Origin of the sequence: Chryseobacterium sp. CCNWLW53 (genome assembly GCF_037083525.1) — a bacterium.
GTDB classification, from domain to species: Bacteria; Bacteroidota; Bacteroidia; order Flavobacteriales; family Weeksellaceae; genus Chryseobacterium; species Chryseobacterium lathyri.
This window is the reverse complement of sequence record NZ_JBAOJR010000005.1, coordinates 101,437-114,371: the sequence shown is the minus strand read 5'-3', so window position 1 is coordinate 114,371 and position 12,935 is coordinate 101,437. Positions and strand designations below refer to the sequence as shown.

At 35.0% G+C, this 12,935-nt stretch carries 12 protein-coding genes; 5 read left to right on the top strand and 7 right to left on the bottom strand.

Annotated elements, in window-relative coordinates:
- The first annotated feature begins 14 nt into the window (after positions 1–14).
- Positions 15–932: a bestrophin family ion channel gene (locus V6R96_RS16585; RefSeq protein ID WP_336379621.1), complete on the top strand. Its 918-nt coding sequence runs from the start codon at positions 15–17 to the stop codon at positions 930–932.
- A 57-nt stretch (positions 933–989) separates the two neighbouring features.
- On the opposite strand, the gene V6R96_RS16580 is transcribed toward V6R96_RS16585, so the two are convergent.
- Genes V6R96_RS16580 through moaA form a run of 5 tightly spaced genes read right to left on the bottom strand, consistent with a single transcriptional unit; the run spans position 990 to position 5,303 of the window.
- Complete coding sequence (locus V6R96_RS16580; RefSeq protein WP_336379620.1) at positions 990–2,024, bottom strand: HesA/MoeB/ThiF family protein; 1,035 nt, start codon at positions 2,022–2,024, stop codon at positions 990–992.
- 23 nt (positions 2,025–2,047) lie between these two features.
- Positions 2,048–2,650 (bottom strand): NTP transferase domain-containing protein, encoded by a 603-nt coding sequence (locus V6R96_RS16575; RefSeq protein ID WP_336379619.1) that lies wholly within the window; start codon positions 2,648–2,650, stop codon positions 2,048–2,050.
- Positions 2,631–3,107: a cyclic pyranopterin monophosphate synthase MoaC gene (gene moaC, locus V6R96_RS16570; RefSeq protein ID WP_223558550.1), complete on the bottom strand. Its 477-nt coding sequence runs from the start codon at positions 3,105–3,107 to the stop codon at positions 2,631–2,633. The genes V6R96_RS16575 and moaC overlap by 20 nt, the downstream gene beginning before the upstream one ends.
- Before the next feature lie 7 nt (positions 3,108–3,114).
- Positions 3,115–4,314 carry a molybdopterin molybdotransferase MoeA gene (locus V6R96_RS16565; RefSeq protein ID WP_336379618.1) on the bottom strand — a complete coding sequence of 400 codons (1,200 nt, stop codon included), beginning with the start codon at positions 4,312–4,314 and terminating at the stop codon, positions 3,115–3,117.
- A gap of 2 nt (positions 4,315–4,316) precedes the next feature.
- Positions 4,317–5,303: a GTP 3',8-cyclase MoaA gene (gene moaA / locus V6R96_RS16560; RefSeq protein WP_336379617.1), complete on the bottom strand. Its 987-nt coding sequence runs from the start codon at positions 5,301–5,303 to the stop codon at positions 4,317–4,319.
- Positions 5,304–5,458: 155 nt separating this feature from the next.
- Between moaA and V6R96_RS16555 the strand changes: the two genes are divergently transcribed.
- Both V6R96_RS16555 and V6R96_RS16550 read left to right on the top strand, forming a co-directional pair.
- Entirely contained in the window at positions 5,459–6,301 is an 843-nt protein-coding gene (locus V6R96_RS16555) for a helix-turn-helix domain-containing protein (RefSeq protein WP_336379616.1), read from the top strand.
- A 652-nt stretch (positions 6,302–6,953) separates the two neighbouring features.
- Entirely contained in the window at positions 6,954–8,021 is a 1,068-nt protein-coding gene (locus V6R96_RS16550) for a hypothetical protein (RefSeq protein ID WP_336379615.1), read from the top strand.
- A gap of 112 nt (positions 8,022–8,133) precedes the next feature.
- Here the strand turns inward: V6R96_RS16550 and V6R96_RS16545 are convergent, their stop codons facing one another.
- Both V6R96_RS16545 and V6R96_RS16540 read right to left on the bottom strand, forming a co-directional pair.
- Positions 8,134–8,448, bottom strand: coding sequence for a helix-turn-helix domain-containing protein (locus tag V6R96_RS16545; RefSeq protein WP_336379614.1), 315 nt, complete (start codon positions 8,446–8,448; stop codon positions 8,134–8,136).
- 6 nt (positions 8,449–8,454) lie between these two features.
- Complete coding sequence (locus tag V6R96_RS16540; protein WP_111956229.1) at positions 8,455–8,892, bottom strand: transposase; 438 nt, start codon at positions 8,890–8,892, stop codon at positions 8,455–8,457.
- A 268-nt stretch (positions 8,893–9,160) separates the two neighbouring features.
- Between V6R96_RS16540 and V6R96_RS16535 the strand changes: the two genes are divergently transcribed.
- Both V6R96_RS16535 and V6R96_RS16530 read left to right on the top strand, forming a co-directional pair.
- On the top strand, positions 9,161–12,178 hold the full coding sequence (locus V6R96_RS16535) for an ATP-binding protein (RefSeq protein WP_336379613.1): 3,018 nt from the start codon (positions 9,161–9,163) through the stop codon (positions 12,176–12,178).
- On the top strand, positions 12,153–12,767 hold the full coding sequence (locus V6R96_RS16530) for a response regulator transcription factor (protein WP_336379612.1): 615 nt from the start codon (positions 12,153–12,155) through the stop codon (positions 12,765–12,767). Before V6R96_RS16535 ends, V6R96_RS16530 begins: the two co-directional genes overlap by 26 nt.
- The last annotated feature ends 168 nt before the right edge of the window (positions 12,768–12,935 follow it).

Here is a 12,935-nt window from a genome sequence, read left to right as displayed (position 1 = left end):
ATTATCATTTAGTAATGATCATAAGAAAAAAAGAACACTGGTTCAGAATGCTTTTTGTGTGGCACGGTTCTGTTTTGCCTGCCTTGCTTCCCCGTTTGGGATTGCTTTTAATCCTTTCTTTATTGGTGACCTATTTTCATGGAACAATTCTCTCATTTAAAGTTCCGTTAAATCCTGCGCCACTGACGCTGTTTGGCTTTGTACTGGCCTTATTCCTCGGGTTTAGAAATAATGCCAGTTATGACAGATTTTGGGAAGGAAGAAAATTATGGGGTGCCTTGTTGAATACTACACGTGCATTGACCCGGCAAGCAATGACTCTAAGCAATATAAAGAACGATATAATTTCTGTTCATAGCTTTGTTAATTTACTTAGTTCCTTTGTTTTTGCGCTGAAACATCAACTTAGAGGAACAGATGCTTATGAAGATTTAAAATCAAGGCTTAATGAAGACCAACTGAAAATTGTTGCAGGATCAAAATATAAGCCGGCAGTTATTATGCGGTTGCTTGCAGAATGGGTTCAGAAAGCGAAAGATCAAGGTTACTTAGATTCTATCCAACAGGCGCGTTTTGATGAGAATTTTGATAAACTTTCTGATATTTTAGGAGGTTGTGAAAGATTGGTCTCTACCCCGATTCCTTACAGTTACCGTGTTCTGTTGCATCGAACGGTGTATATTTATTGTTTTTTGCTGCCTTTCGGTCTTGTAGATTCGCTGGGATGGTTTACGCCTCTTATTGTCGTATTTGTAGCTTATACATTTGTTGCATTTGAAGCGATTGCAGATGAAATTGAGGAGCCTTTTGGAACGGATGCGAATGATTTAGCCTTGAACAGTATGTGTATCATGATTGATGAGACCATTCATGAGATGGTAGGAGAACATATTGCTGTTTCTCAGAAAATGACTCAGAATATTATTGATTGATGCTTAAAAAAGAAGATGATTATTACTTCTGAATGATTTTAAATTAAGAAGTATTTATTATATTTTTTGGATGCCGTCTTTTAAAGAAAATACTTCCTTTTCAGGAAAGCTCTTTTTTATTTTTCTTACCGCTTCTGTACTTCGCTTCCCGGATTGACAATAAACCAAAATAGGTTTTGAACAACTTGAAATATAATCTGAATGATTCTGTAATTCTTCTGCAGGAAGATTGATTCCTCCTATATTAAACTGTTTATGCTCTTGCGATGTACGGACATCTATGATTTCAAAATGATCTTTCTTCTGCATCAGCTGCTCAAACGTAATGGTATCAACAGCCTGAGGTAAAGCTGTAATCTGCACAGAAGTTTTTCTTAATTTAATAATCTGTGTTTTGCCATTCAGAACATTCATCATCCAGAGTTTTCCTGCCAATAAATCCTCGGGATTTGTAAAATATTTTATGGCTTCATTAGCCTGCATACATCCTACAATTCCTGCCAGTGTAGGAAGTACGCCGCCTTCTCTGCAGTTCGGAACCTGTGATTCTTCCGCGTTCGGAAAAACATCACGGTAATTGGGAGAGTAAGTACCGTCTTTCTGTATAACATTCCAGATACTTACCTGGCCTTCGTATTGGTAAATAGCGCCATATACTAAAGGTTTTCCTGTCAATACACAAGCGTCATTCAGCAAACATTTTGTTTCAAAATTATCAGTTCCTTCAATGATTAAATCAAAGTCTGAAATCAAATCCATTACATTTTCGGAAGTTACCCGAAAATTGAAAGGAATGATTTTTACCGATGGATTTTGTTGCTGTAATTTTGTAGCGGCAATGTCAACTTTTGATTTTCCAATATCTTCCGGAGCATATAAAATCTGGCGGTGCAGATTGCTTTCGGAGACTGTATCATCATCCGCAAGACCAATCGTCCTTATACCTGAAGAAGCCAGATATTGTGCCGAAGGACAGCCCAATCCGCCCATGCCTACTATCAGAATTTTAGCATTTTTAAGCAATTCCTGGGAAGAAACACCAAATCCGGGTAAAGCCATCTGGCAATGATAACGTTCAAGCGGGTCACTCATATGTTTTTTATCTTCGGTTAAATCTATTTTTTTAAAATTTCCTTTGCCTTTGCCATATCTTCGGGTGTGTTCACATTCATTAAAGCTTCTGGGTTACCAGGTTTCAGGATTAATGTATCACTGTTGATCAGAACTTTTCTTGGACAGGTATTTCCTGATCCTAAAAAATTGAGGAGCAGAGGATAACTTTTAGGTTCCCAAATGGTAATCAACGGTTCTGGAAGCCCATCAAATGGGCTTTCATAAGTGGTTGCTGCTTTTTCGGTATTTCTGTTTTCAATTAAAAATTCTAAAGATTTTTTATCCAATAAAGGTAAGTCGCAGGCAACGACTAGCCATGCTTTATCTCTTTGAGAGCGCAACGCCGAAAGTATACCGCCGAAAGGTCCCATGTTCAGAAAAGTATCGGTAAGAGCCTTGTAATCCGTATCAAAATTTTCCAGTTGGTCTTGTCTGCAGGAAATAAAAACCTCTTCACAAAATGGAGCTAAAAGATCAGCCGCAAAATACCGCTGCTCTTTGCCATGCCAATTGATTTTATCTTTAGGATTTCCCATTCGCTGGCTTTTTCCTCCTGCCAGTATCAGTCCGTTTAATTTGGGGAAATCAGTCTCTTTTGAAATCATTTTTTCCTCCTGTTTTTTCGATGAGTTGTATTTCTTTTATCACAATGTCATGGCTCATTGCTTTGCACATATCGTAAATGGTAAGTGCGGCAACAGAAGCTCCTGTCAGTGCTTCCATTTCGATACCTGTTTTTGCTTCAATCTCTGCAGTACAATAGATTTCAATTTCATTTTGAGAGTTGATTTCAATATCTATTTCACAGTTATCCATACCGATCGGATGGCAGAGAGGAATCAGATCACCGGTTTTTTTTGCTGCCATTATTCCTGCAATGATGGCAGTCTGGAAAACAGAACCTTTTTTAGTTTTAAAATCATCCTTTTGAAGTGCTTCCAGAATATTTTCGGGAAGTATCACAACAGCTTTGGCAACGGCTTTTCGGTGCGTGACTTTTTTACTGCCAACATTTACCATGCCCGGCTGTTCTTTTTTATTAAGATGTGAAAAGTTTGTCATAAATACATTAAAAATTATATTTCCAGATTCTATACACTTCGCCTTTCTTAAACTCAGTTTTTTCCAGGGGAAGTTCTATGAATGCATGAGTCTCTGCGAGATGGGAAAAGTCTCCGGAACCATTGGTATTTACTGATTCGGCGATTAATTGTCCCGATGGGTTCACACTGAGTTTTACCTGCGCAAAATACTGAAGTGGAGATGGAAAATCTATATCATTTTGTAAAACGGCATATTGTGCTGTTTCCAGGATCTCCAAAGATTTTTCCAACCAGGGAATAAAATACCGGTGGAGACACATAAATACGGAAACCGGGTTTCCCGGAAATGCAAAAATCAATTTTTCGTTTTGGCTTTTTCCAAACCAGAACGGTTTTCCTGGTCTTTGTTTTATTTTGTGAAAAAGCTTTTCTACTCCCAGTTCTTCACAGGCTTTGGGCAGATAATCGAATTTTCCCATAGAAACCCCGCCGCTCATCAGCAAAATATCACAATTTTCGATACATTGGGAAAGTTCCTTTTTTATGAATTCAAAATCATCATTCCAATGCAGCCAGTCAGCATTTATTCTGTATTTTTCCAAAACGGATTTTATGGTAATTCCGTTGGAGCGTCTTAACTGAAATGGAGTAGGGATCGTTTCAGGTGGTACCATTTCGTCCCCTGTAGAAATAATGGCTACTTTGGGAAGTCTTTTCACTGTTAGAAATGTTTTTCCCACTGACGCAGCAATCCCGAGAATAGATGGAGTTATCACTTGATTGGCTTTTACCAATATTTCTCCTGCCTTTTTATCTCTTCCTTTCAGATGGATATTCTGTCCTTTTTTAACATCGATAGTAATGCTTGCAAAATTGTTATTTATCAAAATATCTTCATAGCGTATGACAGTGTCCATTGAAGAATCCAAAGCTGCTCCGGTCATAATTTCTATGCATTCGTTTTCGTCATCAATAGAAACTGGAACTTCTCCCGCTGCCTGTACAGCTTTGATGGTAAAGGTGCGAATTCCTTTTTCAAACGAATTAAAGCTGATGGCAATTCCATCTACTGTTGACCTGTCAAATGGCGGCAAATCGCGATCTGCCAAAATATTTTCTGCTAAAATTTTTCCTAAGGCATTTTCATAGAAAATCTCCTCGGTTCCGAAGTCTCTGATTTGGGAAAGTATAATCTCTTCTGCCTGCTGTACGCTGATCATTTCCATAATTATCCTCCTATTGTTGCCATTGATTGATGGATTTGTGAGGTGGTTAAACTCAGTTTCTGAGCTTCCCAGCCGTCTTTCGGTTTTTTGTGTATGCTGCTGATAATGATGTTTTTCAACTCTTCATCTGTTTTTCCCATACGGATTTCATCTTTTAGGTTGACACCGGTTCCTTCATATAAACAGGTTCTGAGAATACCGGAAGGGGTGATCCTTATTCTGTTGCAGTCTCCGCAAAATGAACGGGTATAAGCTGCAATGATTCCAATATTTCCTGCAAAGCCTGGGATCTTATAGCTGTAAGACGTTGAGCTTTTAGGATCATCTGTCTTTTGGATTTCTGGGAAATGATCTTTAATATAGCTGTAAATTTGTGTAAAATTCCATTTCAGGGAAATATCAGTATCACTTCCGTTAAAAGGCATTTCTTCAATAAAGCGGACATCTACCGGAAGCTCTTTTGCGAGCATGACCAATGGAATGATATCCTCAGTATTTTCCCCTTCCATGACTACCGTGTTGATTTTTACTTTTATATGATGTTGTAATAAGCTGTCTAAAGTTTTCATCACCTGATCAAAACTATTTCTTCTGGTGATCCGGAAAAAGCGTTCTTTATCGAGTGTATCAAGGCTTAAGTTGACAGATTTGATCCCGAATTTTTTAAGTTGCGGAATATACTGTTCAGTAAGAAGACCGTTGGTTGTTATACTGAGATCGGTAAGTCCATCTAATTGCGATATATTTTGGATGAGTTCAATACTGTTTTTTCTGACAAAAGGCTCTCCTCCTGTTATCCTGATTTTATCTACTCCCAATTCTGTAAATACCGAACAGATTCTGAGCATTTCTTCGTCAGTCATTAATTCCTTTTGCTTAATCCAGGTAAGACCGTTTTCCGGCATACAGTAGGTGCAGCGGAGATTACACCGGTCTACGATAGCAAGCCGAAGATAGTTTATGCTCCTTCCAAATTGATCTGTCAACATTTAAATATAATAAGTCTTATTACAAATATACTGAATGTTTTTCTTCGAAAACGGTAATTCTATACTTGCAGATAATAGACAATATTTATTTCACAATTCCGGATATTAATGAGTATTATCGAATTTAAGTAACTTTATCGGACATTAAGTAAGGGATGCAACAAAAGAATAATTCAGCTGTATTGAAAAAAGAGGGTAAAAAAGATATTGATGTTATTTATCAGGGCGAAATAAGTTCTTCCGAGCTTAACCGTTTTCCTGACAATTCTTTCACAATCATTATTTTAGATGAATGCATTGAAGGTAATTGTATTACGGATATTGATACATATACACTAAATTCCCGGCAACTATTTGTTCATCTCCCTAAAAGGAAATATATATGGAATCTGCCTTTGCATGCGAGTGGCAGAAGGCTGATCATTAATGATTCTATTCTTGAAACATTTTCTCCTACATTAAAGCATACTTTTTCGCCTCACAGTACATACGAAATGATCCAGTCTAACGAAGAAGCTTATGAGAAATTCAGTATGGAGTTTGATGCGATTCGTAAAGAAATACATTCGGAAGTTGTATTTCCGGAACTTATTAATGCAAGGGTAAGACTTTTAGCGCTGATGATTAATCTTTGGATAGAGCAGATGCATGGAAAATCTGCATTGAATGATTACAATAATCCTGCTTTCCGGTTCCATGAACTTGTCGAAACCTATTACAAAACGCAAAAAGGTGTCGCCTTTTATGCTGAAGAGCTATGCATTACTCCCAATTATCTAGGAGTTCTGTGCAGGAAACAATATAAAATATCTCCATTGGAATTTATAAGACAAAGGATATTATTGGAAGCAAAGAAATTATTACACAGTTCAAATAAATCAATTAAAGAAATAGCTTTTGAGCTTGGGTTTAATAATTTCTCTCATTTTTCCTATTTTTTCAGAAAACAAACAGGCTGGACTCCCAAGAGTTACAGAATGACTATGGGAAAAAGTTAAATTTAATCAACATAGAAATAAAGATATTAAAGGTAGATACGGCAGAAAAGTTGATGTGCAGATTGAAATTTTGTCAATTCTAACTTTAAAATTGAATTCTACATATCCCAATTGAAAAGGTTGGGTCACACATTCTTATGGGCATAAAAAAGGGGACAACTATCAAATAGTGTCTCCTTAAGTGACTTGACAGGATTATCCCCCGAACTCTTTGGCTGCTGATCTTAATTGGATTCCACGGGTATTTTGTTGATTTATAATGTTTTATTTTTTTGGGAATATTCAAGTATTCTTTAAGGTGGTCAATGACTTTTTAAAGTAGAATAATATATAATAGCAGAAGTATAGAATTACTTCTACAACGGGCAAGAGTAAATCGTACGCCTTATCTATCAGTTAGTTACATGAATAAAATATCTTTGTCTTAGAGTTTTATTCTCGGATTCCCCACGATAATAGAATTTTTATATCGCTTCTAAAAGCACAAAATTTTGATTAGTTTCCTTGACTTTGGGCTCTTCTTCTCAACAGAAGAAGAGAACGAGTCACAGACTAAGCAGCCATTTGAAGGGTGAAAATCAAAAGATAGCTTTTAATGTATAGGCGATTTTAATGATTAAACACAATAAAATAATAAAAAAATCAAAAGATTATGAAAAAAAATGTTTCGCCACTGATACTTGTACTGTCAGGTTTCTTATCATTTGGCAATGCTCAGGTTGGCGTAAGTACTTCAAACCCTCAGGGTACCTTCCATATTGATGGAGCTAAGGATAACCCTGCTGTGGGAGCCCCTTCAGTTACCCAACAGGCTAATGATATGGTTGTAACCAACACCGGATCCTTAGGTGTAGGTATTACTGTTCCTACGACTAAGATGCATATAGTTACCACCGCAGCTAATTTGAACAGGTATACCTTAATTGATGCTCCAGCTGGTGGTAATAATCTGTCTATTTTAGCATTGAGAAATACGTCTCCATTGGCTGCCGGAAATTTTTCACTTCTAGGTTTTACAAACAGTGGACCTACATCGGGAGGTGCAAATTGGGGAATTGGAAGTATACGTACCAGTACAGATGAAGACTTTTATATGGGAAATTCTCTTGGTGGAGGTTATCTGGAACGTCTTAGGATCACCTCTGCTGGAAATGTAGGAATCGGAACCTCTGCACCGACAGAATTATTGGATGTAGCAGGTCATACGAGAATTAGAACGATGGATATTGTAGCAGGAACTAATGCTGTAACTCCTGTTTATGCGGATTCTAATGGAGTATTGGTTAAAGCTTCTCCTTCTACAACTTTTGGGGCCGTTCTCTCATCTGCTCTCAACAATCTCGCAAGCGGAGCTACCGGACAATTGATTACGGGTTTATCTGATGGTGGTTTTTATAAAGCTGTGGTCATAGTTGGAGATGGGTGTGGTAATGTAGCAATTGCAGAATATTACGTAATAAATAGCACTGCAAGCAGCTTATATTCGATCAATGGATTAGGGGGAAATCAAGGGAGTGGAAATACAGCAAAGTCACCTATCTTTAATGAGATCAGTAGATACAGCATTTCAACTGCCTGGACAGATGTGGTTGGTTGTGCGGATGGTGGAAATCCGAGTGCTTTAAACTATACGCTAACCATGCCGGCGGCAGGAACAATAAATATTACTAATAATGGAAACGTCGCAAGAGGGTATAGGATAATTCTTACGAGGTATTAAATCTAAACTTAATAACGCTTTAAAATAAGTCTGCCATATACAATAGCAGACTTATTTTTTATTCTTAATTGTAGGCATTTGTAGGCATTTAGTATTGTATTTTTCGCCCAGCTTAAAGTGTATACTCTTTTTTCCACTTAGCAACAGAATTTCTGCTTAATTTAAAGTGAGTAGCCAGCTGAGTATTATTCAGTTTATTAACTTGTTGATGCACGAGCATATCGATGATAGCATTTTTATCGTATGATTTATGTTGTTGGTTAAATCTTGTTACCTCTTTATCTGTATCATTGAAAATGATTTCATTAAGATTAATAATATCCAGAGTTGTAAGTTCTTCCTTAGCTAAAATAAATGAGCATTCTTCCCATTTTTCAGGATTTTTATGGCTAATAATATCCGTATATAGTTTCTTATAGTTAGGCATAAGGTTTTATCTTTTATATTTTTTAATCCAGGTATAGAAGGTGGCTTTCGGGATATCATAATCATCCATTATCTGCTGTTTTGTTTTTTCTCCCTTTTCAGTCAGTTCCAGGACGAAGTCAATGATTTCTTTTGTGTAAATATTTTTTCTGAACTGAGGCATTGCCGTTTTTTTATTTTCTGTTACTTTATATAAAGCTTTGGAAGGAGAATATAAAATTAAATGTTGGGAATAAACTCTAAAGAAATCATATTTTAAGAGCTTTGACCACCTCAGGAGAATTTCTGAATCTAAGGATTTACTGAGGTACATATTTTCTACCTCTTCTTCTGTACATTTTAGAAAACTGCATATTCGAGAGATTTCTATGTTTGTTTCTCTCACTTTTTGTTGGACTAATGCCCCAATGTTAAGTTGCTTGAAGTTATTTGTTATTGTCTCCATAAATTTCTGGAATTTAAGAACTGACATTTTAGATACACTAGATAATTATCTTTAAACAGATGGAGGTCGTTGCAAAGAGTAAATTAATGATTACTTGTATTACCGTCCAGCTGCCTGCCATGAACCAGTTTTTGTCTTTTACAAAGATATTTGTTGTGTAGCACTTTCCTGAAAATTTATCCTGCGACTTTGTCTTATTGTATGTAGAACATATTCTACAAAATTGTACTGTATAATAGACTAATTTTGCAGAATTACCAATTGTACTATGAGAATATCTATATTGATTATTTTTTTATTTCACTTTCAGCAATCATATGGTCAATATGTTTCTTCATGGTATAATACAGAGAATGGCCTTCCACAGAATAGTGTCAAAGCTATTGTAAAAGATAAGTATGGTTTTATATGGCTGTCTACAGACAATGGAATAGTGCAATATGATGGTTCGGTATTTACAATACATAATAAATTAGCAGTTACCAACTTACATTTTGAAAATTTCTATGGAAATGTATTGAATGACAGTATTATAATTTATAACAATAATGACGAGAATAAAATTCTTATAAGAAAAAGAAAAGTCCAGTCTATTACAAAAAGAACTTCAACAAAAACATTTACAAAAGAGAAGTTTAATTTTTTAAAAAGGATATCGAAAAATTCTCCGGAATCCAAATACGGTTCTAATACCAAATACTATATAAAGACCAGCTCCGGAAGATATAGTTTTTATAATAACAGGATGATATATACCGATGGAAAAAATAGGCAGACCAAAGTTCCGGTCGTCACCACCAATTTATCCAATATATTTCTTAATGAAGAAGACACTCTTTTTTTCACCGATCCGAAAAACAGAAAAACTTACCGAGTTGATAAGGGAAAGTTAACAACTCTTACAAAGGCAACTCTTCTTAATGATCCTGAAACGAAAATATACTGGCAGCAGATTATCGGTCAGACTTTCATCATCAATAATGATAACATCTATCTTTTGCAGGGCTATAAGAATGATGATTTGCAATTAAAATTTTTGATAACCTATAAGAATTTTGGAAACCAATTCTTTAATTCTATGTTTTATGATAAAGATTTTGAAAGATTATATCTGGGAAGCGTAACCAAAGGATTAAATATTGTACAGCTAACCCAATTTTTCACAGCTCAGAAAAAAATTCATTTTGTGGATGAAGTAAGCAGTTCTTCCATACCATTTAATAAAAATACAATTATAGACCCCTATGGATATGAAGTGAATAAACATGGGCTTGTAAAGAATCATCATTTCGGTGTTAATGACAAGCATTTTATGTTTTACGATGATTCAGGGAATATTTTGTACAAGAATGACGACGATGTGGTTAGAAGATATAAATCCACCCAATATACTACCACTCATAGCATTCATTTTCCGGGCTTAATAGGTTTTTTTAAAAGTGCAGACCAGTTTGCTGTTTCTACAACAGATCTTACCCATTCCTACCTACATCTATTTGAAGACGAACAATTAAAGACTATAAATACTACGTTGGAGTTTACTGGATTTGTGAATTCATTTCTGCAATATAACAACGACGAATTTTTGATTGGATGTAGCGATGGTTTGTACTTAGGACGGCTAAAACAGAAAATTGCTGCCCAAGTAGCCAAAGAGATAAATGTGAAAAATATTATCAGAACCTCGGACGGACAGATATGGATAACCACCAACAAAGATGGTTTCTTCTTGTTTAGAGATAAGAAGCTTTTCAAAATGCCTTTAGACCAGAATTCATATTTAAATTCTGCACACTATATTTTGGGGGATACGCATGGATATTACTGGATATCTTCCAATAACGGGTTGTTCAGGGTGGCTAAAAAACAGCTTTTAAAATATTCTGAAAACAATAAGACTCCTGTGTTTTATTACCGTTTTACGAAAAATGATGGCTTATTAACCGCTGAATTTAACGGCGGCTCTATGCCTGATGCCTATTCCTTGAAAAATGGTGAATTTGTATTTCCCTCAATGGAAGGGTTTGTATTTTTTGATCCGAAGGATATCAAAGCGTATTATCCGGATAAGAAAAGCATATATGTTGAAAGAGTGAGAATTAATGATTCAGATATTACTTATTTTTCAAAGGATCTTATTTTAGAGAATAATTATAAGAATGCAGATGTTTTTATTGATATTCCTTACTATTCAAGTTCCTATAACTTAAGAATTGAAGCAAAGATAGAAGGGCATGATACTGACTGGAAACAAATTGAAATTAAAAATGATAGAAAATATACGATAAGCAATCTAAAGCCAGGTAATTATATACTACATTTAAGAGTTCAGGTTTCTCCGGAGGGCAGTTATGAATACAGAACCGTAAAAATTAAAATCAAACCACTTTTTTACCAAACTACAGCTTTTAAATTAGCAGTTACTATTTTATTTTTATTCATATTTATAGTAATCATCTACACAAGAACTAAATTTTTACAGATAAGAAATCGATTGCTCAAAAAAAAAGTATCTAATATTAAAATAGCGCTTAAAGAAAGTGCACAACATCTTGAAGCCGTAAAAAATGATATGCAGAAAGAATCGGAGTATCAGAAAAAGCTGATAGAGGCTATCAGCCATGACATTAGTACCCCTGTTAAATTTATTGCTATGATGTCACAAAAATTAATTGATGTCCGTGAAGTTGATCTTCAGAAAGAATATTTCGACAGCATTCATCAATCTTCGGAAGAGCTGTATAATTTTACCATGCATCTTAAGGAATACAGTGATTTATTTGGAACTTACGATGTATACGAAAAGGATGAATATCCTATTAGTGAGATATTGATGGCCAAACAAAAACTATTTAATGAAGTTAGTAAATCACAAAATAGCAGAATTGAAATTATTGAAAAGGGCAACATTTATTGTCAGTTTAATAAAAGTATCCTATCGTGTATTGTCCATAATCTGGTTGATAATGCTGTGAAAAATACATCTGAGGGCATCATTTATATTATTCCTGAAGATAATCAGGAGAAGATCACTCTGAAAATAGCGGATACCGGCAAAGGGATGTCGCAGGAGCAATTGACTTATTACAATGGATTGTACCAAATGTCAATGAATGATGATGTTATAAAATTTAGAAATTACGGTCTTGGTCTACATATGGTTATTTACCTTGTAAAAAAAATGTATGCAGATATATCATTTTACGAAAATTATCCTGGTGGAACTGCTGTTGAAGTCAATATTTATAAAAATAAAATGAATGGAAAAACGAATTTTAATAGCTGATGACCATTTTGTAGTAAGGGCCGGAACAGCCCTGATTTTAAGATCGGCATATCCCGGGCTTACAATAGATTCAGCAGAAAATTATGGACGTGTAAAAGAATTTCTCAAAACTAATCATTATAATCTTCTCCTTTTAGATATTGATATGCCGGGAACAAAATATACCGAAATGATTTCTGAGCTAAAAAATATTCAGAAAGACCTGAAGATTTTAATATTTTCCGCCTACGATCAAAACATTGCCATACAGTATATTCGCAAAGGAGCAGATGGCTATTTAAATAAGTTGGGAACAGAAGAGGATATAAAAAACGCTATAAAAATTATTTTAGAAACCGGATATTTCTACCCGCCTGAGCTTATTCCTTTTATCATAAAGAATTTGGATGGAGGGAATAGGATAAAAGAACTTTCTTCCCGTGAATATCAGGTGTTTGAACTATTAGCTAAGGGAAATGGAAATTTAGAAATTTCGAACCATTTGGGTCTACGAATAAATACAATAAGTACCTTTAAAAAGAGAATTTTTCAAAAATTAAAAATTAACAATATAGCAGAACTCATAGAATTATATAAAAATTTACATTAGATGCAGCCTATTTGTTATTTCGCAACAATTTAAAACCCATATTATCTGTCAAAATAAAATCTATAATTTATGTTATAGATTTTTGTTTTTCCGGCTTGTGCCCGGGTACATAAAGTTCTGCCTGTTTGTAGATTTAGTTCTATAAATAAGCAGAACAAGCTGTATGTG